The sequence below is a fragment of the Endobacterium cereale genome (genome assembly GCF_009617585.1).
Lineage (GTDB): Bacteria > Pseudomonadota > Alphaproteobacteria > Rhizobiales > Rhizobiaceae > Neorhizobium > Neorhizobium cereale.
The window spans coordinates 1-21,172 of the sequence record NZ_WIXI01000028.1 but is presented as its reverse complement, the minus strand read 5'-3'; the positions used below and the strand labels follow the sequence as shown (position 1 = coordinate 21,172).

The following is a 21,172-nucleotide window of genomic DNA, read 5'->3' as shown; positions in this document are numbered from 1 at the left end:
CGCGACATTTCTGCGATCGGCGCGGTTTTCCCGCAAGGGATGCCGGGTCCGATCGTTTTGACATGTTCCGGATCGAATTAAACTGGTGGCCGCTCTAGGTCGCTATCATGAACAAGCACCACTTGCCGGATGGCAACTGGAAAAGGAGAGCAGACGTGGCACGTATCGCTGGCGTCAACATCCCGACTGCGAAGCGCGTTGTTATCGCGCTGACCTACATTCACGGGATTGGTCCGAAGTTCGCGCAGGAAATCATGGAGAAGACTGGTCTTCCCGCTGATAAGCGCGTCCATCAGCTGACGGATTCTGAAGTCCTTCAGATCCGCGAAACCATCGACCGCGACTACCGAGTCGAAGGCGATCTTCGTCGCGAAACCGCGATGAACATCAAGCGTCTTATGGACCTCGGTTGCTACCGTGGTCTGCGTCACCGTCGTGGCCTTCCGGTCCGCGGTCAGCGCACGCACACCAATGCTCGTACCCGTAAGGGTCCGGCAAAGGCGATTGCTGGTAAGAAGAAGTAATTTCCGGGAATCCGGAAGGGGAGGCTGGCTGTCGCCGGCCTCTTTATAGTTTGGCCTGCATCCTTGCGATGTAGGCCGGTGGAGCCGCTGGAACTACGGCGGTGAAGAGATCGACGAAAGGAAGATCATGGCCAAGGAAGCCACACGCGTTCGCCGTCGCGAACGTAAAAACATCACGTCGGGCGTTGCCCACGTTAACTCGACCTTCAACAACACGATGATCACCATCACTGACGCACAGGGCAATGCTATTGCCTGGTCGTCTGCTGGTGCGAAGGGTTTCAAGGGCTCGCGTAAGTCGACCCCGTTTGCTGCCCAGATCGCTGCTGAAGACTGCGCCAAGAAGGCTCAGGAACACGGCATGAAGTCGCTTGAAGTCGAAGTAACGGGTCCGGGTTCGGGCCGTGAATCGGCTCTGCGCGCCCTCCAGGCTGCCGGGTTCATGATCACTTCCATTCGCGACGTGACGCCGATCCCGCACAATGGTTGCCGTCCGCGCAAGAAGCGCCGCGTCTGATCGCATTTCGGAGCTTCGTGTGGCGCGGCTCCGTTTAAAGAACTCTGGTATTGCCGCCCGGTCTCGTGTTCGAGGTCTGGCGGCTTTGCCTGTATCGCCGACAAGCATCTTGCATCGTCGGTGTTCTCGTGATCGGTTGCCACGATTGGATGGTGGCAGCGTACGGAAGGGAAAACTATGATCCAGAAGAACTGGCAGGAACTGATCAAGCCGAACAAGGTCGATTTCACCTCGTCCGGTCGCACGAAGGTGACGCTCGTCGCCGAGCCGCTTGAGCGCGGTTTCGGTCTGACGCTCGGCAACGCCCTTCGTCGCGTACTCCTGTCGTCTCTGCGCGGTGCTGCTGTTACGGCTGTGCAGATCGACGGCGTCCTGCATGAATTCTCCTCCATCCCCGGCGTTCGGGAAGATGTGACGGATATCGTGCTCAACATCAAAGAAATCGCCATCAAGATGGACGGCGACGATGCCAAGCGCATGGTCGTCCGCAAGCAGGGTCCGGGTTCGGTCACTGCCGGCGACATCCAGACGGTCGGCGATATCGAGATCCTGAACCCTGACCACGTGATCTGCACGCTCGACGAGGGCGCAGAGATCCGCATGGAGTTCACGGTCAACAACGGCAAGGGCTACGTTCCTGCCGAGCGCAACCGTGCGGAAGATGCTCCGATCGGCCTTATCCCGGTCGACAGCCTCTACTCGCCGGTCAAGAAAGTATCGTACAAGGTTGAGAACACCCGCGAAGGCCAGGTTCTCGACTACGACAAGCTGACCATGACCATCGAAACCGATGGTTCGGTCACCGGTGAAGATGCCGTCGCATTCGCTGCCCGCATCCTTCAGGACCAGCTGTCGGTCTTCGTCAACTTCGACGAACCGCAGAAGGAAGCCGAAGAGGAAGCAGTCACCGAGCTGGCATTCAACCCGGCGCTCCTCAAGAAGGTCGACGAACTGGAACTTTCCGTCCGTTCGGCGAACTGCCTGAAGAACGACAACATCGTTTATATCGGCGACCTGATCCAGAAGACCGAAGCAGAAATGCTCCGCACTCCGAACTTTGGTCGCAAGTCGCTCAACGAGATCAAGGAAGTTCTCGCGTCCATGGGCCTCCATCTTGGTATGGAAGTTCCCGCCTGGCCGCCGGAAAACATCGAAGACCTCGCAAAGCGTTACGAAGACCAATACTAAGGCCGCACGCGCCCTTCGGGGCGCGTCAAGCTGGCCTTGGCAACTGAAACCCGCGCAATGCCTAGATGTCCCCTAAAAGAGTGGGGACGCAGATGCGCCAGATCAGACTGCAGGCGAATGCCTGCAAGTGAAGGAGACATATCATGCGTCACGCAAAAGCCGGTCGCAAGCTTAACCGTACCGCCAGCCACCGTAAGGCAATGTTTGCCAACATGGCTGCTTCGCTCATCACCCATGAGCAGATCGTAACCACCCTGCCGAAGGCGAAGGAAATTCGCCCGATCGTCGAAAAGCTCGTCACGCTCGGCAAGCGCGGCGACCTGCACGCTCGTCGTCAGGCCGTTTCGCAGATCCAGGACCAGGACGCTGTCAAGAAGCTGTTCGATGCCATCGCTTCGCGCTACGCAACCCGCAACGGCGGTTACCTGCGTATCATGAAGGCTGGCTACCGTCAGGGCGACAACGCACCGATGGCTGTCATCGAGTTCGTTGAACGCGACGTTGATGCTAAGGGCGCAGCCGACAAGGCTCGCGTTGCTGCTGAAGCTGAAGCTGCTGAAGCCGCTTAATCGGTTTCGACAGATCTATCGGAAAGGCCGGGTGGAAACGCCCGGCCTTTTTCGTTTACCGAGAGGGATGGCTATGACTGACGGACCGATATGGAGCCGCAGGTGGAAGAGACTTCTGGCTGCTGTCTTTGTGATCTTCGCAGGGCTGGCGCTGCGCCACTTCGGTTATAAGCTTGGCCTGTCCTTCGTTGTGGTGAAGTACGGTGGCTCCGTTCTTTGGGGCGGTATGGTTTTTCTGCTGGTCGCCTTCGTCACCGGCTCGCGGAAGGTCGTGCTAACGGCCGTGGTGGCTCTGGCGATTTCCGCCAGCGTCGAATTTTCCCGGCTTTATCATACGCCTGAGCTCGATGCGTTTCGTTTGACCACAGCGGGCAAGCTTTTACTGGGGCGGGTATTTTCGCTCTGGAATATTCTCAGCTACGCCATCGGCATCAGCTTGGCTGCACTTATCGACAGGCGTCTCAGAAGGCTTGATCGGGATCAATGACGGAACGCAAGGCCGCGATATCATTCCCGTCGACCGATTGTTGTTCAGCACGCAGTTCGGGCAATCAGCCAGATTTGGCAGGAGGGGCCAGAGGGTCGGACACATCAGGGTCCGGCCCTCAATCGTTTTCGGCAGTTTTAGTCGGGGACGTGGATCCGCCGCTTGATGTGCTTCAGATGCGCCACGATGGTAAACGTCATCACCACCAACATCGACCACGAACTCCACTTGCCAAGATGCACAATCGACCACGCGCCGATCTGGTTCGGATACGCCCATATGCCGAAGAAGGTGGAGATGTTTTCAGCCAGCCAGATGAAGAAACCGATCAGCACGAAGGCGAGCAGCAGTGGCATCTTGCGGTCTCGGTCATAGGGCCGGAAGGTGACGGTGGTGCGTGCGTAGAGCCCAAGTGCGCAGGCGGCGATATACCAGCGGTAATCGCCGATGAAATGATGGGTGAAGAAGTTGGCGTAGATCGCAAGCGCCACCACCGTGGCCATCCAATAGCTGGGATGGTGGTGGATGCGCAGATCGAACAGGCGCCAGGCCTGGATGATGTAGCTGCCGACGGCGGCATACATGAAGCCGGAAAACAGCGGCACGCCGAACAGCTTTGTGTAGGCGAAATCCGGATAGGACCATGATTGGATACTGCCCGATGTCTTGAACACTTCCAGTGCAAAACCGACGATGTGAAACAGACCGATCGCCTTGGCCTCGTCCCAGGTTTCGAGCTTGCTCCAGATCATGAAGAACTGGATGGCAAGCGCAATGATCAGCAGAACATCGTAACGCGGCAGGCTCAAAAGGCCGGCCTTCGGCACCAGAAAGATCGAGAGGAAGAACAGGCCTGCGAACAGACAGGCTCGGGCTTCCTTGATGCCGAAATAGAGGAATTCGATAATGAAGCGGGTGAAGCCGCGAAGCTCGCCCCAGGGACGCAGATCACAGAGATAAATATCGATAGCGGCAAGCCGCCCCGCGCCTGCCGTCGTATCCGTCGCCGTCATTGGTCGTTCCCCGTTTCGCGTGCGAAATGGAGCCACCAAGAGGGCAAAGTCAAGGCGAGGCGGGTGTCAGCGGTGGGCAGGCTGCGGGCTATCCACCGTCTTGCGCGCCTTCTTCCAGCGCAGAAAGGGTTTGCGTAGCGGCCGGTAGGCGAGAAGCAGGGCGATGGCTGCGATATGGATGAACGGCTCGGTCGTGACCGATTTGACGGCCAGGAAATAATGCAGGGCACCACCGAGCGCGATCGGGTAGATGAGATGGTGCATGTCGATCCACAGCTTGCCCAGGCGGCGGATGAAATAGTTGTTGGATGTCACGGCCAGCGGCACAAGGGCGGCGAGGCAGACCATGCCGATGGTGATGTAAGGGCGTTTCAAAATGTCCGCGAAAACCGCGTTCAGATCCATGCCGAGGTCGAGCAGCATCCAGACGGAAAAATGCATCAGCACGTAATAAAAGGCGAGCAGGCCAAGGGCGCGACGATATCGGATCCAGTTGATGCCGAGAAGATCGCGCAGTGGTGTGACCGCCAGCGTCAGGATGATGAAGCGCAGCGCCCACAGACCCAGCAGATGCTCGAACTCCTTGACCGGATTGATGCCGAGCCCGCCGCTCGCGCCGAGATAAAACGACCAGACGGCGGGACAGAGACCAATGACATAAAGCGCCCAGATGCTGGGGCCATGCAGCTTGCGGGGCAGGGCGGGGACGATCGCCATTAGTAATTCGCCTTCAGGTCCATGCCGGAATAAAGGCTTGCCACCTCGTCGCCATAACCGTTGAAGGGCAGGGTTTTGCGGCGTGCGGTGCTGAAGAAGCCGCCTTCGCCGATACGCTGTTCTGTCGCCTGGCTCCAGCGCGGATGATCGACCGCGGGATTGACGTTGGAATAGAAGCCGTATTCGCGGGCATTGCTGTTTTTCCAGGTCGTTTCCGGCTGCTTTTCGGTGAGTGAAATCCGCACGATCGACTTGATGCTCTTGAACCCGTATTTCCATGGCACGACCAGCCGGATAGGCGCGCCGTTCTGGTTGGGCAGTGTTTCGCCGTAAAGGCCGACCGCAAGGATGGCCAGCGGATGGCGGGCCTCATCAAGACGAAGGCCTTCGACATAAGGCCAGGGCAGGGGCTGGAACAGGCCTTTCTGGCCCGGCATTTCTTCCGGACGCACAACGGTTTCGAACGAGACGTATTTGGCACTGCCCTGCGGCTCCACCTGATCGAGCAGGGCTGCCAGCGGAAAGCCGATCCAAGGAATAACCATCGACCAACCTTCGACGCAGCGCATGCGATAGGTGCGATCCTCGATCGGCATTTTCATCAGCTCTTCAAGGCCGAATTCCTTCGGATTGCCGACGAGGCCGTCAACTTTCACGGTCCAGGGTGTCGGCTTGAAATCACCGGCATTGTTGGACGGGTCGCTCTTATCTGTCCCGAATTCGTAGAAATTGTTGTAGGAGGTGACCGCTTCCTTTGGCGTCAGCTTTTCATCGAGCTTGTAGGGGCCGGGTTTTGCCTGCAGCGGTGCGGCGAATGCGCTGCCGGCGCCTGCCAGGGCGAAACCGGCCGCAGCCGTGCCGATGAAGTTTCGGCGAGACATGTAGATGCCGCGGGGTGTGATCTCGGATGCGGCAATATGGGGTGGGCGGTAGGCAGCCATGACGATCCTCCGGCTGGAGACTGTGTTTCGTCAATATACGTAGCGTCGGCCCGTTTGGTTTCACAGCATCTCGCAGGCGGCAATAAACCACGTTTGCGTGATGCATGCGATGTCATCAATCGGACAGGCGATGGCCACGGTCTTGCAAGGAACCACGGTACTCCCCATTCATTTATCTAGCAATGATCTGTTGGAGGCGAAAAAAAACATGCCCGCACGCACATCGAACACGTTTGGGAACACTGCTGGGAATGCTTCCGGACCTGGCGCCGGACAGGATTTTGCCGATAGCGCCGAGCGGCTGCGTCGCCTGAGACGGCTTTCAGGCATTGCCCGGTTGATGGATACGGCCATCCGCATTCCCGGCACCGGCATCCGATTTGGCGCGGATTCCGTGATGGGTCTTGTGCCGGTGATCGGGGACGCCGGTGGTGCGGTGATCGGGCTCTACATCGTCAACGAAGCCCGCCGCATGGGCGTGCCGACGGAAAAGCTTGCCCAGATGGTGGGTAATATCGCGGTTGATTCGCTGGTTGGCAGCGTGCCGGTTTTCGGTGATCTGTTCGACGTCTATTTCAAGTCGCACCGCCGCAACGTCGATATGATCATGCAGCATTTTGGCGTGGTGCCGGATGACCTGCATCGAGAGCGGTGATCAGAAAACTTTTGGTCGCCCGCCTGTTTGAGAGTGGCATTGGCCGTGTGTCGCGACGTCACGCCATTATCGACGGTAATATGTCGCCTGGTGATCGGGCTGTACCAGATTTCGTGATCGCCCTTGCCCGCCCGGTGACAATGGCATCCCTCTTTTTCAAGCAATTCCCTCAACCGCCTGAGATAACCGAGCATGGCTTACGCTGCGTGAGGTCAGCTACTTTTGCTCGGCGAGAATCCAGACAAGAACCTTCCGCAATGGAGGCTTGGGCCACTCAACTCGATGAAATCCGAAAGCGCTGCCTGCACCTCTGGCCCCAGCGCATCCAGTGTTGCAGCTTCAACCGCAAGCCCGTCGAAATCATCAGGTGTCGCAACCCATACCGATGGTTCCGCATCCCAGACGGCATGAGCGATAATCGCATCAAGAGAAGTCATGGCTTTCTCCCTAATCCTGTCGCCAATGATGTCTGACCAATTGAGGCATGCAATTTCGGATCGTGATTTGGTTCAGGTGAACCGTACCGTACCGTACTGTTTTGCCGCCATCTGGCAGTGACAGCCACGCGCGCTTGGAGTAGGACAACCTCAAAAATAGGCTTTTTGCGTCTCCGCAGAGGAGCGGATAGACTGCAGGCCTAGTCGAGTGAGGATATACCCATGCCAGCCTATCGTTCGAGAACCACCACCCACGGCCGCAACATGGCGGGTGCGCGCGGCCTTTGGCGCGCCACCGGCATGAAGGACAGCGATTTCGGCAAGCCGATCATCGCCGTCGTCAATTCCTTCACGCAGTTCGTACCTGGCCACGTGCACCTCAAGGATCTTGGCCAGCTGGTTGCCCGCGAAATCGAGGCTGCCGGCGGTGTTGCCAAGGAATTCAACACGATCGCCGTCGATGATGGTATCGCCATGGGCCATGACGGCATGCTTTATTCGCTGCCTTCGCGCGAAATCATCGCCGACTCGGTCGAATACATGGTCAACGCCCACTGCGCCGACGCCATGGTCTGCATTTCCAACTGCGACAAGATCACGCCCGGAATGCTGAACGCTGCGATGCGCCTGAACATTCCGGCTGTCTTTGTGTCCGGTGGCCCGATGGAAGCTGGCAAAGTCGTCCTGCACGGCAAGACGGTCGCGCTCGACCTCGTCGACGCCATGGTCGCGGCCGCGGACGACAAGATTTCCGACGAGGACGTTGCCGTCATCGAACGCTCGGCCTGCCCGACCTGCGGTTCCTGCTCCGGCATGTTCACCGCCAACTCGATGAACTGTCTGACCGAAGCGCTCGGCCTGTCATTGCCAGGAAACGGTTCGACACTCGCCACCCACTCGGACCGCAAGCGTCTGTTTGTCGAAGCCGGTCACCTGATCGTCGATCTCGCCCGCCGTTATTACGAGCAGGAAGACGAAACCGTCCTGCCACGTAACATCGCCACCAAGCAGGCATTCGAAAATGCCATGTCGCTCGATATCGCCATGGGCGGCTCGACCAATACGGTTCTGCACATTCTTGCTGCCGCTTACGAAGGCGGTATCGATTTCGGTATGGAAGAGATCGACAAGCTATCTCGCAAGGTGCCGTGCCTGTCCAAGGTCGCGCCGGCCAAGCAGGACGTGCACATGGAAGACGTTCACCGCGCCGGCGGCATCATGCGTATTCTCGGTGAACTCGAACGCGGCGGTTTGATCAATCGCGATTGCTACACGGTCCACGAGCCGACGCTCGGCGACGCCATCGACCGCTGGGATATCACCCGCACCAATTCCGAAACAGTGCGCACCTTTTTCAAGGCCGCACCGGGCGGCGTGCCGACACAGGTGGCCTTCTCGCAGTCCTCGCGCTGGGATGATCTCGACGCGGACGGCGAAAAGGGCGTCATCCGCTCGGTCGAACATCCGTTCTCCAAGGACGGTGGTCTCGCGGTGCTGTATGGCAACATCGCGCTCGACGGCTGCATCGTCAAAACCGCCGGTGTTGATGAATCCATTCTGAAATTCACCGGCCCGGCCGTCGTTTTCGAGAGCCAGGATGCGGCTGTGAAGGGCATTCTCGGCAACGAAGTGAAGGCCGGTGATGTCGTCGTCATTCGTTACGAAGGCCCGAAGGGTGGCCCGGGCATGCAGGAAATGCTCTATCCGACCAGCTACCTGAAGTCGAAGGGGCTTGGAAAAGCCTGCGCTCTTATCACCGATGGCCGTTTCTCCGGCGGCACGTCCGGCCTGTCTATCGGTCATGCCTCGCCGGAAGCGGCACAGGGCGGCGCAATCGGCCTCGTTCAGCCGGGTGATCTGATCGAGATCGACATCCCGAACCGCACGATCAACCTGAAAGTTTCCGATGCCGATCTGGCTGCCCGTCGGCATGAGCAGGAAGCGCTCGGCTGGAAGCCGGCAGGCCCGCGCAAGCGCAATGTGACGACGGCGCTGAAGGCTTACGCGGCGTTTGCCTCATCGGCTGACAAGGGTGCGGTGCGGATTTTGCCGGAGTAAGGTTCCGCGTGGCCGAAGATGACGTATCCTTCGGCCACTTTCGGGCTTGCCCAACGCCAGCCTCAGCATGCTGCGCCAGCCTTGTCCAGCCAGCCTTGGTGTCCTCCTGATCTCAATGGTCATCGTCGCCAAGGCTGTCATGATGCACCTGTACTGACGCCATTATGCGAGCATTTTTGCGAGGGTCGCGCGATCATCGTCCTCTGACGCTGCTCAGGGCCAACTAGGCAACCGCTCATCCGACGCCACCCAATGGTATGCTTCTTGCTCATCATCATTCGTAACCAGAAACCCGGCAACAGGCTGCTGGTTCGGCTGAAAGATCACATAACCTTCGCCTTCTAAGGTGCCGACTTCATGCGGAAACGCGGTGTCGCGCGATAAGGCGACGACCAGCCCATTGCGCTCGACAAGACGAATGATCCGATCGACCTGGAGGGGTGCGATGAAGTCCAGCGATGCGTTGAAGTGCAGGTTGCCCTCCGGCGAAAGCCGGTAGAGAGCAATCACATTATCACGTCCGATCGCATCGATATAAGCATCACCGTGCCCTTCATCGCCGGTCGGGAAGATGCAGTTTTCCGGCATATCGAAACAACCGGACAAGGCGGTGATGAGTGCCTCCATTCCGATCGTGCCGCCGATCAGGAGATCGGTGCCATAAAGCTTTCGCGCAGAGGATGACGTGTCGTCCCCGCTCACAGCGGCCGGTCGATCTTCTCAAACGTTTCGCTGAGCTGTTTCAACCGCTGGACATAGGCCGTGCGGATGCATTCGACATCACCTCCGCAGGCCTGTCGGCGTTTCAGCCAGGTCGCCTGATCCTCCTGCATTTCGCCTCGTGTACCCATCGCCAGCAGTCCGGTCAGGATTTCGAATGTCGTCACCATCTTGACGTCGGCATCGTTGAGATCGCGGTTTTCGCAGATCACCTTTTCGTCGGCGGCCAGGGTCTGGCCGTTGCAGTCGAAGCTGGCGGCGGATGCGGGCAGCGCGGGCAAGGTCAGGCCGAGCAGCAATGCGGTCATGGCGGTGGAGGCGATTGTCTTTTTCATTACGGCTTTCCCTTGCTCAAGCGTTTTGCGGGTTTTCAGAAAAGATCGACGAGAACCCACAGGAGCAAGATGAGGCACAGAAGCCAGATGGCAAGGATGGCGGCGAAACCGCTGCGACTTGTCGGGCGTCCTTCGCGTAAGGCCGCCTGTTCACGAAACTCTGTCATCAGCGCCTGCGGTACAAGCCTGACGGCCAGCATGATGCCGAGCGGTACGATGAGCAGATCATCGAGATAACCGAGGATCGGAATGAAATCCGGTATCAGGTCGATCGGGGAAAGTGCGTAGGCTGCGACGCTACCGGCGACCAGCTTGGCGCTTACCGGAACACGCGGATCACGCGCGGCAATCCACAGCGCCACGACCTCACGCTTCAGCCGTTTCGCCCATAATTTTGCCCGCTCCAGAAAGTTCATGGTTTCCGTCCCTTCCTGTCCTATATGTGATCGCGAACATTGGTGATTTCAAAGATCCCGTCCGTGATTCGGCCACCTTTGTTTTCCAGCCTTCGTGTCGAAAAATCGACCCCGGCTGGAGCGGCCGGGCCTTCTGAATTGAGGAAATACATGCTGACCATGCAAAAATGCGTGTCGACCGGCCTTCTGGCTCTTTCCCTTCTTCTGCCGGTGGCAGCGCAAGCGCAGGAGAAAACCCTGCCGCAGAGCCGCGAGCAGATGCAGCTCTCCTTCGCGCCACTGGTCAAGCAGACCTCGGGCGCGGTCGTCAACGTTTATGCGGAGCGCCTTGCCCAGCGCCGCAACCCGTTTGCCGGCGATCCCTTCTTCGAGCAGTTCTTTGGCCAGCGCATGCCCAACCGCTCGGAAAAGCAGTCTTCGCTCGGCTCCGGCGTCATCCTGTCCGACAAGGGCCTCGTCGTCACCAACAACCACGTCATCCAGGGCGCCGACGATATCAAGATCGCACTCGCCGATGGCCGCGAATATCCCTGCGAGGTGATCCTCAAGGACGAAAGCATGGATCTTGCCGTGCTGCGCATCAAGGCCAAGGAAAGCTTTCCGGTTCTGAAGATTGCCAATTCCGATGCCGTCGAAGTGGGTGATCTCGTGCTCGCCATCGGCAACCCGTTCGGCGTCGGACAGACGGTGACCAGCGGTATCGTGTCCGGCCTTGCTCGCAACCAGGTCACCAATGGCGATTTCGGCTTCTTCATCCAGACGGACGCGTCGATCAACCCCGGCAATTCCGGCGGTGCCCTGATGAACACCAATGGTGAGCTGATCGGCATCAACACAGCGATCTTTTCGCGTGGAGGCGGATCGAACGGCGTCGGTTTCGCCATCCCCGGCAATCTCGTGAATGTGTTCCTGAAGGCTGCCGAAGAAGGCAAGTCCACCTTCGAGCGTCCCTATGTCGGCGCAACATTCATGCCTGTTACATCCGAGGTTGCCGAAGCGCTTGGCCTGAAAATGGCACGCGGCGCGCTGGTCACGGCCGTCGTTGATGGTAGCCCCGCCGATAAGGGCGGCCTGAAGCCCGGCGAAGTCATCACCGCCGTCAATGGCATTGCCATCGAGCATCCCGACGCGCTGGGTTACCGGCTCACCACGGCTGGCCTCGGCAAATCCGCCGAACTGACGGTGGCGCAGTCGAGCGGCGAACGCAAGCTGACGATCGCGCTCAATACCGCGCCGGAAACGACGCCGCGCGACGAGCGCCTGATCGAAGGCCGCAACCCGTTTGCCGGGCTGCGTGTCGCCAACCTGTCGCCGAAGCTGGCAACCGAACTGCAACTGGGCGCCGACAAGACCGGTGTCGTTGTTGCCGATATTGCGCGCAATTCGCCGGCTGCCCGTGTCGGTTTCCAGCAGAAGGACATCATCATTTCGCTGAACGGCGACCCGGTGAAAACCAGCAAGGACCTCGAGACTATCCTCAAAGACAGCGATCCGGGTTTCTGGCGTCTGGAAGTCGAACGGGACGGTCAGCGCATCCGCCAGTTTTTCCGCTGATGTGAGACGATGAACAACGATCTATTCGCACCGAAAATTCCAGATGAGGTCGCCAACCGGCGGCCTCTTGCTGATCGGCTGCGCCCAAAAACGCTTGCCGATGTCACCGGCCAGTCGCATCTGACAGGCGAGGATGGCGTGCTTCGCCGCATGATCGACAGCGGCTCTCTCGGTTCGATGATCTTTTGGGGGCCGCCCGGCACCGGCAAGACCACTGTAGCCCGGCTGCTTTCAGGTGAAGCCGGGCTGGCCTTCGAGCAGATTTCCGCAATTTTTTCCGGTGTTGCTGATCTCAAGAAAGTATTTGAGACTGCCCGCCTGCGTCGCATGGATGGTCGGCAGACATTGCTGTTCGTCGACGAGATCCATCGTTTCAATCGCGCCCAGCAGGACAGTTTTCTGCCTGTCATGGAAGATGGCACGATCGTGCTGGTCGGTGCCACGACGGAAAACCCGTCCTTTGAACTCAACGCCGCTCTTTTGTCGCGTGCCCGTGTTCTGACCTTCAAGAGCCATGACGAGGACAGCCTGACCGAGTTGCTGGCGCGTGCCGAAAAGGCCGAGGACAAGCCGCTGCCGCTCGATGAGAGCGCTCGTGCCGCATTGGTGCGCATGGCGGATGGCGATGGCCGTGCGGTGCTGACGCTTGCTGAAGAAGTGTGGCGTGCAGCACGGGAAGGCGAGGTTTTCGATACGGAAAACCTGACCCGCATCGTGCAGCGGCGGGCACCGGTTTATGACAAGGCGCAGGACGGTCATTACAATCTGATTTCGGCGCTGCATAAATCGGTGCGCGGATCCGACCCCGACGCGGCGCTTTATTATCTCGCCCGCATGTTCGATGCCGGTGAGGACCCTTTGTATCTCGGGCGCCGGCTGGTGCGTATGGCGGTGGAGGATATCGGGCTGGCCGATCCGCAGGCGCTGGTGGTCTGCAATGCCGCCAAGGACGCCTATGACTATCTCGGCTCGCCCGAGGGGGAACTGGCGCTGGCGCAGGCCTGCGTCTATCTCGCCACCGCGCCGAAATCCAATGCCGTCTATACCGCCTTCAAAGCCGCGACACGGGCGGCGAAGGAAAACGGCTCACTGCTGCCGCCAAAGCATATTCTCAATGCCCCCACCAAGCTCATGAAGGCAGAAGGCTATAACGACGGATATCGTTATGACCACGATGAGCCGGATGCGTTTTCGGGCCAGGATTATTTCCCTGAAAAGATGGGTCGCCAGACCTTTTACGATCCGCCTGAGCGCGGTTTCGAGCGGGATATCCGCAAACGGCTGGATTGGTGGCAGAAGCTGCGGCGCGAACGCAACGAAGGCTGATCGATCAGGGCGCCTTGACCTGACGGCCGGGCGGCGTGACCACTTTGACCGAGGAACCTGCCAGCCCGCCATGGCCTTCCTCGTCGACGATCAGATACCAGTGACCATTTTCCGGGATGACGATGCGCGTCGGTGACTTTTTTGCAATGCCACCGACATATTTGTAATCGAGCTTTTCCTTGAACCGCTGGAAATTCACGGCGGTCATCAGGCGCACGTTGTTGACCGCATTGAGGGTCACATCGATGATCGTGCCGGCCCGTTGTTCGCGCAGATCGTAGTGGGTGAAGCGAAAATTCTGGGTCGACATAAAGGCCTCTGTTGCGTGCTTGGTTGCGCAATGTAGCATTCGGCCCGTTAAGGAAGCGTGGAACCAACCGGCCGCTCAGGGGTTATCTATACATCGAACACAAGCGATAAAAGGCGGCATTCCTCCCCTCGGTGTCGCACTATAACAACAATCATTTTTGACCTCCAAGTCACCTGACCCTCCGCTGTTCCCCTGCCGCGGAGGGTTTTTCTTGTGGTCAGTTTTTATCCCGACATCAGCGCCTTGCGCCGGTTTCCTGATTCAGTCTCGCAAGGCCTTGAATCGATCTCTGATCGATCTTTCAGGCCGTGATGCCCCGGTTTTGCCTGTCGAGTTCGCCGATCAGCGCCAGAAGTGTTTCGAGCGCCGGAACGGGCGTATCCGTCATCTGAGCAAGACGCACGACCATTTCGACAAGCGGCACATATTCCAGCGGCTTTTGCGCCAGAAAATCCTGCAACATGGACGTCGGATGCGGGCCGATCTTCATCGCCTCCATCAGGCGTTCCTCGACCGTCTGCGGTGGCGGGCTGCCGAGCGCCGACGCGACGGCGTGCACTTCACGCATGACCCGGCTTTTCAGAGCAAGAAGGGCGGGGTCGGTGACGATGCGGTCGGAGAGGGCGCGGGTGAGCGCACTGATCGGGTTGAAGGAGGCATTGCCCATCAGCTTGCTCCAGATTTCGCCCCTTATGTCGGGCGTCTGGACGATCGTGACATTGGCCTCGGTCAAAAGGTCGGAAATGGCGCTGAGGTCAGAGGTCATTTCGCCCGACGGTTCTCCAAGGATGAAGCGGCCGCGGGCCGGCAACTGGATGACGCCGGGTTCCACCACTTCCGCACCCTGATAGGCAACGCAGCCGATGACACGCTGAGGCCCGATCGCATTCCAGAGGCGATCACCGGGGTCAAGCTCGGCCAGGCGATGGTCGGCATGACCGCTCTTTTCGTCACGGTGAAAATACCACCACGGAATGCCGTTCAGAACCATGACGACGCGGGTGTCATCCTTGACGAGGTGGGCGATACCGTCGGCCGCCGCCGGCACCTGGTGGCCCTTGAGGCCGGTAAAGACGAGATCCTGTTTCGGCAGCGTGGTCGGATCGTCGGTAGCATTGACGGCAACGATGACCGGTTTTTCCTCGCCTGCGACCCGCACTTCCAGACCATTCTCGCGGATTTTCTGCAGATGTGCGCCGCGCGCGATGACGGAGACCGTTACCTTGTCGCCAAGCCCTTCCACAAGTCGTGCCGCCAGCGTGCCACCAAGCGCTCCGGCGCCGTAGATGCAGATATTCTTCAACCCGGTCATGCCGTTATCGCTCCTTTGTTTTAGTCACAAGCAGATTAGGGCATGGAAACGATTCTACGAGCAAAACCACGTTCCGCTCCGCATTTTATCCGCCATCATAACGCGGCTTCAGCCCACGTGGACGTGGTCAGTCGACGGAGGCCCGGGTACAATGAAAAAAGCCCCGCATTGCTGCGAGGCTTTGTACCCGTTTTATTGTCGCCTGCCTCAGAGGCGGGCGGCGATCAGGTCTTCTTCCTCGTCGCGCTGGCGTCCGCCAAGGGCCGCCGCGGCGCAGGAAATGAAGGCGCCGACCAGCAACGAGATTGCTCCGACCAGTGCGGTCGTTGCCGCAGCCTTGCGGGCCTTGTCTGCTGCTTCCTGAGCAGCGACCTTGGCAGCTTCAATACGCTGCAGGACGGCATCAACGCGGCCACGGGCCTGTTCCGCTTCGAGGCCGGTGCGGGCAGAGACGATGGCGGCGAGATAGGCCTTGTCGTCCTCCGGCACACCGCCGGCAACCGCACCGTTGAGGAGGATGCGGGACACTTCAGCGGTTGCCGTCGTGTCATCGCCCTGTGCATTGGCCGAAACCCGCTCCGGACGCAGCAATGCATCGGTGAAGTAGGCCGTGGCGGCGGAGGTGTCTGTCGTGCCATCGGATGTTGAGGCCGCAGCGACCGTCGCTGTGGATGCAGCACTGCCGACAGCCTGTGCGCCGGCGCCCGCAAGCGAGCTCAGCGACGAGGCCAGAAAGCCGGCGACGAACAGGGTGGCGACCGCCCATGAAACGAGGCCATGCGCTGTATCGCGAAAGAACACCTCGTCGGTATGGATCGCGGCCCATTTGGTGCGCAACCGGCCGGTCAGGTAACCGCCGAGCGCCGCCGAAAGCCATTGCACGACGACCAGCCAGATGGCGGCGGTGATGCCGACCGTTGCCGCCGAGCTGCTTTCGCCTGACCAGGGCGAGACCATGGTGAGGCCAAGGCCGGAGCCGAACATGATCAGGATGAGGCTGACGCCAGTGGCGGCCACAGCGCCGCCGATGATCGGACCCCAGGCGATCGCCGATTTCGACGATTCGACCGGAATGGTGCCTGTCGGGGATAGGGGCATGTCGGCCTCCTAGCGCAGGAACAGGACGAGAAGGATGACGATCGGCAGAGGAATGCCCAGAAGCCAGAGAAGAATACCGCGTCCCATGATGAACCTCCTAGAATGATCACGGTCTGTTGTGCCGTGTGGCCGATCAACACGCGGTGATTGGTTTGGTTCCGCAGACTACGGGTGAAGCCGCTCTATGTACGATTATGGATCTCCCGCATCGTTGGCTGGATTGTCAGCCAACGGGCGATGATCGCCACGAGCGCGCTTGAAGCGGCGTTGCAGGGGCTCATCGAAGGCGACCGTCAGCCACCACGAAAGAAAAACGCAAAGCCCGATGAAGGCGATGCCGGCGACCGGTGCATAGGGCAGATCGCCGATACTCTTGCCGGACCATGTGGCCCAGCCGAGCACGGCCCAGTCGATGAAGGGCGAGTGCAGGACGTAAAGTCCGTAGGATGCGGTGCCGAGGAAGGTCGAGACGGCGGCGGTGCGGCGATCGGGCAGGATGCCGCTTGCCGCATAAAGCAGGGCTGGCCAGACACATAAAACGATGATCAGGTCAAAAATCCATTTCGCGTCCCTGGGCGTCGGCGCGGCCAGCACGGCAGCAGTGACGGCAAGGCAGGCGAGGGCTGCAAGTGGCTGCGATTTTTGTGTCTTGCGCCGGTGGCGATAGATCAGCACGCCGACGGAAAACGAGAAAAACACACGGGCAAGCCCCGCATACATTTCATGCCAGCGGAACCCGGCATGCAGGCGTTCGAATTGTAGCGCGGCGATGACAAGCACGACGGCGCTGATGGCGATGACGACGCCGATATGGCGGCTGCGCAAGCGCACGCCGCGCGCTGCATAGGCGAAATTGGCGACCAGTTCATCGAACAGCGACCATGCCGGATGGACGAGAAACAGCGCGGCGTTGAACGAGATGGTGAATGGCGTGGGCAGGAACAGCAGCCCGGTCACGGCGCCGGCGGCAAGCTCGCCGGCCGTGACCACCTCGTCAGCCATGACCGGCAGGCCCGCGTGATACATACGCAGGTAATATCCGACGGTCAGCGCCAGCGCGACGAGATAGAGCGGATAAAGCCGCAGCAGACGCGCCTTCATGAAGGCAAGAGCGGACATGCGCCCGGAGGCGAGCGCCGCACCATAGGCATGCGCGAGCACAAAACCGCTCAAGGCAAAGAACAGGTCGACGCCCAGATAGCTGGAGGGCAGGGCATCACCCAGCATCGGCTCGGCATGCCGCTGCACGATGAACACGGCAGCGACGCCGCGCAGGCCGTCCAGCAGGACAAAACGTTCGCGGGTTCGAGGCTGCATTTCGCTCATGGTCTTCCGATGCCGTTTGCGCTGATGTCTGAAGATAACGGATGGTGATGGCGTGACCAGACGATTCTACCGGCCAGGGCATGCTTTTACCCGCATTTCCCAAGGGTGGGAGCAAGACAGACCCTGCCTTTGTGATCTCGGGTTTCAATTTCTGCCTGGTAGCGTTTCCGGGGTATGCGGCCGGGGTACGTCCTGGTTCCCGGTTTAACCTTGTAATAGGGCATGACGTGCGCCGTTTCGGCGGTCTTTGCCCGCGACTTCGGTTCTTCAGCCAACGCCATCCCGGTAATTTGCCGCCGAGCGGCGAACTTGTGTGCCGCCCAGGCACGTCTGGCGTTCTTTGTCGCTTAAGAGACCTTTTTGGTGTTCGGCCACCTTGCCGTTTCCCTGTGTCGCCAATGAGGAGCCCGTTTCCGCGAACCCTGATGGTGAAAGTCGACACTCTGCCTTCGCCACCAGTGCCGGCTCCACCTCGCCGGGACGCCTGCCGGTATGTCCACGATGAAAGACGTGGAGTATCGCACTTGCCACAAATGTGGGGATGAGGTCGGATTTAAGATATTGATATCGTTGAATGCGCGTCTCGAAATTTCCAGAAAGAACAGTGATTTTGGCGTCAAAAACATACCAGGAAGGCAGTTTTGACGGCTTTGATCACGAAAAAAATATCGCCGCATTCGATCTTGAAATGGGAGCGTTTGTCATCTTTGTCGCAAGCGGTTGATTCCGTTGCCTGACAGTCAGGTCAAACTCATTCAATAACGCGTGTAAGATACCGGAAACAAAGGCATTTGCGCTCATGGTAAGCGGGAGGTGAGGAGGGGCGGTTAATGGACTGTTTATGTTTTCGTGAAAATGAATGGGACAGCGGTGCGGATGTTCCAAGATGGTCAGGGGACCGGGCTGGATCGATTGGAAACGTCCGTGGCGAAAGCCGATGTATCGCCCGCGCATTCACCATCTGCGGGCTGTGTATGGAGTAAAATCATGTTCAAGAAGTCGCTCGTATTGGCGCTCGGCGCCACTGTCATCTCCGGTCCGGTTTTCGCAGCCGACCTCACCAATGCTTACGAAGCTCCGTCCTACAACGAGCCGATGACCGAGCAGTCGTCGGGCTGGACAGGCGGTTATGTCGGTCTTCACGCCGGCTCGGCTTCCGAGCGCAGCAACCCTTTTTCCGGTGACAAGGAATTCACAGGCGGCATCCAGGGCGGTTACAACATGGAAACCAACGGCGTTGTCGTCGGTGGCGAAGTTGAATTCTCGCATCTCGGTGACGTCGAAGTGAATGTTCCGAACGGCAACCTGCAGGAACGTTATCGTCTGGCCGGCAAGGCCAAGGTCGGCATGCCGCTCGGCAACACCCTGATCTACGGCACCGGCGGTGTCACCATGACCAGCATCCGCGACAGCGCCGGTGTTGAAGGTCCGGACGGCTGGAAGCCCGGCTGGCAGCTCGGCGCCGGCGTCGAGCACAAGTTCAACCAGCAGATCTCCGGCAAGGTGGAATATAACTACACCCGCACCGGCGACGTCCGCAGCTTCGACACGGTCAACGACACGGTTGCCGAAAGCAACGTCAAGGATCACACGATCAAGGCTGGCGTGAACTACCACTTCTAAGATTGTCTTAGGTCTGATTGCGGCAGCGCCGCGTGCCCCGATGGGTGCGCGGCGCTGTTGGCGTTTTGGCTGAGGCGAAAACGCCCCTGATGGCAGGCAATCACGACCACCAGATCGAACGGGTCGGCTCATACCCCCTGACGCTATTGGCGGGTCATGGATTGAGCCATATCCATCGGCGATCTTTCTGGTTCGCGTTGAAAACGACGAGGCCGGCGCGCGCGACGATATTGTCTTCGGGTACGAAACCGACGTCGAAGCGGCTGTCGAGGCTGTTGTCGCGATTGTCTCCAAGCACGAAATAATGGCCGGATGGGACAATAAACTCGTCCGTGTCGTCACCGCGTGATCCCTTCACCGCATCCGCCACCAGATAGGAACGGCCGGAGGGAAGCGTTTCGCGCAATACCGGCATCATCCGCGGGTCATCAGCGCGTTCGGTCCACTCTCCCGCCGGCAGCTGCGGCACGGCGTCACCGTTCAGATAGAGAATGCCGTTGCGCATCTGCACCCGGTCGCCCGGCATGCCGATGACCCGCTTGATATATGTGCTGTCAGGCTGTCGAGGCAGCCGGAACAGAACGATATCGCCCTGCAGCGGTGGCCGGGCGAACCAGCGTGAAGACGGCCCGATATCGAGGGGGAAAGAGTAGCGGCTGTAGCCATAAGCGTATTTTTCCGAAAACAGATAATCGCTCACCTGCAGCGTGGGGGCCATGGAGCCTGAGGGAGCGCTGAAAGGCTCGAACAGGAAACTGCGGACCAGCAAGGCGATGGCAAAAAGGCTGAGCCAGATGCCGATCAGGCTGTACCAGCGGGCATACCAAGGAAAATGCTGCTGGCCACGGATTGAACGCGCAACGATATAGCCATGCGCCATACCGACGAGGCGCAACAGTAGTGCGAATAGATCGGGCAGATAGGCGTAATCGGTGCCGTAGGTGAGCCACCACAGGATCGCCATCGATGCCACATCAAGGAGGAAATAAAAGATCGCCAGCCAGCCGCGGCCGAGATAGGCCATCACGACTTCCGGGCTGAAAAGCAGGCCGATAATGGCGGCGCAGAAGGGGTGGCGATCACAAAAGGCGCGAATAATCTTCATGGAAATGCCCTTGGCTGTCCTCCTGCCGCCTCTTTGACAGGCGTTGCCTGTTCGCGCCGGAAGAGCATCTTGACGCAGGAGCGGACGAGGGAAGTCATCGTGAAATGATGCGGCGAAATCTGGTATCGGAAGGGCAGGCGATCAAAGGGAAAAGTGCAGCGACGTGCAAATGTCTCTCGTTTTTTGGCAGGCGATGCAAGAGACCGTCAATATTCCGGCGCATATCGGGTAGAACTACCCGGCCAACGCCTTCGCCAAAGCCTCTGCCGTGCGACGTGGATCGGCGGCGATGACTTTCATATAGGCACAGGCCGGCTGATCGGGTTCGGAACGTCCCTGTTCCCAGTCGCCCAAGGTGTCAAGGGGGAATGCCGTAGCGGGCGGAAAACTCTTCCTGTGTGAGTTTCAGCGCTCGCCGAATGACTTTTGCGCGGGGCATGCGCTGGGCTATCTGCAACTGTTTCTGTGTCAGCGGCGGATTGTCGGGATCGGCAAGCGCGTTGGCATCGGCCTCCTCGTCGGTCATGGCGTCGAGGTAGGACCAGTCGGTTTGTTGTGTTTTACCGTGAAGCAATTTTTTCATGTTCGCCACCATTGGGCTTAATGAACTCCACTTCGTTAGACCCCAGTATTCGAACAGGCACGAGATCGCCAATGTGAAAATTCCGTTGAAACCAATCCGCAATGAGGTGGTTGCTCCCAACGAATCTTACTGCGCCAGTTCTGTTCGCCCTCCGGTCTATACGCGTCGTTATGGATGGATTGCCGTCATTGAAACGAACCACCAGAGTTTCGTCGTGTTCTCCAAGCAAGCTGCTGGCGGCTTTTCCGGGATTGATGATGCCTTGATTGTAATAGGTGATGTGTCAACGCCGGAGCAAATTAAGGCCAGGCGGCGGAGTAAAACCAGGCCACTATCGGCGCACGCATGAGACCTCCGG

At 59.1% G+C, this 21,172-nt stretch carries 24 protein-coding genes and 2 pseudogenes; 12 read left to right on the top strand and 14 right to left on the bottom strand.

The window, feature by feature from the left end; translation table 11 throughout:
• The first annotated feature begins 155 nt into the window (after positions 1-155).
• The 5 genes from rpsM to GAO09_RS04195 all read left to right on the top strand — a co-directional run bounded on the left by rpsM (position 156) and on the right by GAO09_RS04195 (position 3,285).
• Positions 156-524: a 30S ribosomal protein S13 gene (gene rpsM, locus GAO09_RS04215; protein WP_324185209.1), complete on the top strand. Its 369-nt coding sequence runs from the start codon at positions 156-158 to the stop codon at positions 522-524.
• A 127-nt stretch (positions 525-651) separates the two neighbouring features.
• Entirely contained in the window at positions 652-1,041 is a 390-nt protein-coding gene (gene rpsK / locus GAO09_RS04210) for a 30S ribosomal protein S11 (protein WP_112731736.1), read from the top strand.
• A 177-nt stretch (positions 1,042-1,218) separates the two neighbouring features.
• Positions 1,219-2,229, top strand: coding sequence for a DNA-directed RNA polymerase subunit alpha (locus GAO09_RS04205; RefSeq protein WP_112731734.1), 1,011 nt, complete (start codon positions 1,219-1,221; stop codon positions 2,227-2,229).
• Positions 2,230-2,372: 143 nt separating this feature from the next.
• Positions 2,373-2,798, top strand: coding sequence for a 50S ribosomal protein L17 (gene rplQ / locus GAO09_RS04200; RefSeq protein WP_153352816.1), 426 nt, complete (start codon positions 2,373-2,375; stop codon positions 2,796-2,798).
• A 73-nt stretch (positions 2,799-2,871) separates the two neighbouring features.
• Complete coding sequence (locus tag GAO09_RS04195) at positions 2,872-3,285, top strand: ribosomal maturation YjgA family protein (RefSeq protein WP_153352832.1); 414 nt, start codon at positions 2,872-2,874, stop codon at positions 3,283-3,285.
• A gap of 137 nt (positions 3,286-3,422) precedes the next feature.
• Here GAO09_RS04195 and GAO09_RS04190 read toward each other — a convergent pair whose 3' ends face one another.
• The 3 genes from GAO09_RS04190 to msrP form a co-directional block, all read right to left on the bottom strand.
• The gene (locus GAO09_RS04190) at positions 3,423-4,298 is read right to left on the bottom strand and encodes a DUF817 domain-containing protein (RefSeq protein WP_153352815.1); all 876 of its coding nucleotides are present in this window, start codon (positions 4,296-4,298) and stop codon (positions 3,423-3,425) included.
• A gap of 66 nt (positions 4,299-4,364) precedes the next feature.
• The gene (msrQ, locus tag GAO09_RS04185) at positions 4,365-5,015 is read right to left on the bottom strand and encodes a protein-methionine-sulfoxide reductase heme-binding subunit MsrQ (RefSeq protein ID WP_153352814.1); all 651 of its coding nucleotides are present in this window, start codon (positions 5,013-5,015) and stop codon (positions 4,365-4,367) included.
• Positions 5,015-5,956 (bottom strand): protein-methionine-sulfoxide reductase catalytic subunit MsrP, encoded by a 942-nt coding sequence (gene msrP / locus GAO09_RS04180; protein WP_153352813.1) that lies wholly within the window; start codon positions 5,954-5,956, stop codon positions 5,015-5,017. Before msrP ends, msrQ begins: the two co-directional genes overlap by 1 nt.
• Positions 5,957-6,164: 208 nt before the next feature.
• Here msrP and GAO09_RS04175 point away from each other — a divergent pair, with 208 nt between their 5' ends.
• Positions 6,165-6,611 carry a DUF4112 domain-containing protein gene (locus GAO09_RS04175; protein ID WP_153352812.1) on the top strand — a complete coding sequence of 149 codons (447 nt, stop codon included), beginning with the start codon at positions 6,165-6,167 and terminating at the stop codon, positions 6,609-6,611.
• A 17-nt stretch (positions 6,612-6,628) separates the two neighbouring features.
• Here GAO09_RS04175 and GAO09_RS29875 read toward each other — a convergent pair.
• Both GAO09_RS29875 and GAO09_RS04170 read right to left on the bottom strand, forming a co-directional pair.
• Positions 6,629-6,805, bottom strand: a pseudogene (locus GAO09_RS29875) (type II toxin-antitoxin system HicA family toxin); the annotation flags it as partial.
• A gap of 18 nt (positions 6,806-6,823) precedes the next feature.
• Entirely contained in the window at positions 6,824-7,048 is a 225-nt protein-coding gene (locus tag GAO09_RS04170; RefSeq protein ID WP_153352811.1) for a DUF1902 domain-containing protein, read from the bottom strand.
• Positions 7,049-7,270: 222 nt separating this feature from the next.
• On the opposite strand from GAO09_RS04170, the gene ilvD reads away from it, so the two are divergent.
• The gene (gene ilvD, locus GAO09_RS04165) at positions 7,271-9,106 is read left to right on the top strand and encodes a dihydroxy-acid dehydratase (protein ID WP_153352810.1); all 1,836 of its coding nucleotides are present in this window, start codon (positions 7,271-7,273) and stop codon (positions 9,104-9,106) included.
• 213 nt (positions 9,107-9,319) lie between these two features.
• Here the strand turns inward: ilvD and GAO09_RS04160 are convergent, their stop codons facing one another.
• From GAO09_RS04160 to GAO09_RS04150, 3 genes are all read right to left on the bottom strand, one after another.
• Entirely contained in the window at positions 9,320-9,733 is a 414-nt protein-coding gene (locus GAO09_RS04160) for a hypothetical protein (RefSeq protein WP_153352809.1), read from the bottom strand.
• Positions 9,734-9,804: 71 nt separating this feature from the next.
• Entirely contained in the window at positions 9,805-10,161 is a 357-nt protein-coding gene (locus GAO09_RS04155; RefSeq protein WP_209018604.1) for a lysozyme inhibitor LprI family protein, read from the bottom strand.
• A 35-nt stretch (positions 10,162-10,196) separates the two neighbouring features.
• Positions 10,197-10,577 carry a YkvA family protein gene (locus tag GAO09_RS04150; protein ID WP_153352808.1) on the bottom strand — a complete coding sequence of 127 codons (381 nt, stop codon included), beginning with the start codon at positions 10,575-10,577 and terminating at the stop codon, positions 10,197-10,199.
• A 150-nt stretch (positions 10,578-10,727) separates the two neighbouring features.
• On the opposite strand from GAO09_RS04150, the gene GAO09_RS04145 reads away from it, so the two are divergent.
• On the top strand, positions 10,728-12,131 hold the full coding sequence (locus GAO09_RS04145) for a DegQ family serine endoprotease (protein WP_153352807.1): 1,404 nt from the start codon (positions 10,728-10,730) through the stop codon (positions 12,129-12,131).
• A 9-nt stretch (positions 12,132-12,140) separates the two neighbouring features.
• On the top strand, positions 12,141-13,457 hold the full coding sequence (locus GAO09_RS04140; protein WP_153352806.1) for a replication-associated recombination protein A: 1,317 nt from the start codon (positions 12,141-12,143) through the stop codon (positions 13,455-13,457).
• A gap of 4 nt (positions 13,458-13,461) precedes the next feature.
• Here the strand turns inward: GAO09_RS04140 and GAO09_RS04135 are convergent, their stop codons facing one another.
• The 4 genes from GAO09_RS04135 to GAO09_RS04120 form a co-directional block, all read right to left on the bottom strand.
• Positions 13,462-13,767 (bottom strand): DUF1883 domain-containing protein, encoded by a 306-nt coding sequence (locus GAO09_RS04135; protein WP_153352805.1) that lies wholly within the window; start codon positions 13,765-13,767, stop codon positions 13,462-13,464.
• Between the two features lie 301 nt (positions 13,768-14,068).
• Positions 14,069-15,079, bottom strand: a complete 1,011-nt coding sequence (locus GAO09_RS04130; RefSeq protein WP_153352804.1) for a ketopantoate reductase family protein — start codon at positions 15,077-15,079, stop codon at positions 14,069-14,071.
• A 207-nt stretch (positions 15,080-15,286) separates the two neighbouring features.
• Positions 15,287-16,177, bottom strand: a complete 891-nt coding sequence (locus GAO09_RS04125) for a hypothetical protein (RefSeq protein ID WP_153352803.1) — start codon at positions 16,175-16,177, stop codon at positions 15,287-15,289.
• A 192-nt stretch (positions 16,178-16,369) separates the two neighbouring features.
• The gene (locus tag GAO09_RS04120) at positions 16,370-17,503 is read right to left on the bottom strand and encodes an acyltransferase family protein (protein WP_324185208.1); all 1,134 of its coding nucleotides are present in this window, start codon (positions 17,501-17,503) and stop codon (positions 16,370-16,372) included.
• 574 nt (positions 17,504-18,077) lie between these two features.
• Between GAO09_RS04120 and GAO09_RS04115 the strand changes: the two genes are divergently transcribed.
• Positions 18,078-18,227, top strand: coding sequence for a hypothetical protein (locus tag GAO09_RS04115; protein WP_153352802.1), 150 nt, complete (start codon positions 18,078-18,080; stop codon positions 18,225-18,227).
• Between the two features lie 263 nt (positions 18,228-18,490).
• Positions 18,491-19,126 carry an outer membrane protein gene (locus tag GAO09_RS04110; protein WP_153352801.1) on the top strand — a complete coding sequence of 212 codons (636 nt, stop codon included), beginning with the start codon at positions 18,491-18,493 and terminating at the stop codon, positions 19,124-19,126.
• 154 nt (positions 19,127-19,280) lie between these two features.
• On the opposite strand, the gene lepB is transcribed toward GAO09_RS04110, so the two are convergent.
• Together lepB and GAO09_RS30425 are read right to left on the bottom strand one after the other, a co-directional pair.
• Positions 19,281-20,150: a signal peptidase I gene (gene lepB, locus GAO09_RS04105; RefSeq protein ID WP_153352829.1), complete on the bottom strand. Its 870-nt coding sequence runs from the start codon at positions 20,148-20,150 to the stop codon at positions 19,281-19,283.
• Between the two features lie 315 nt (positions 20,151-20,465).
• A pseudogene (locus GAO09_RS30425) lies at positions 20,466-20,757 on the bottom strand (helix-turn-helix domain-containing protein).
• Positions 20,758-20,812: 55 nt separating this feature from the next.
• Here GAO09_RS30425 and GAO09_RS04095 point away from each other — a divergent pair.
• Positions 20,813-21,163, top strand: a complete 351-nt coding sequence (locus GAO09_RS04095) for a hypothetical protein (protein ID WP_153352800.1) — start codon at positions 20,813-20,815, stop codon at positions 21,161-21,163.
• Positions 21,164-21,172 lie beyond the last annotated feature (9 nt).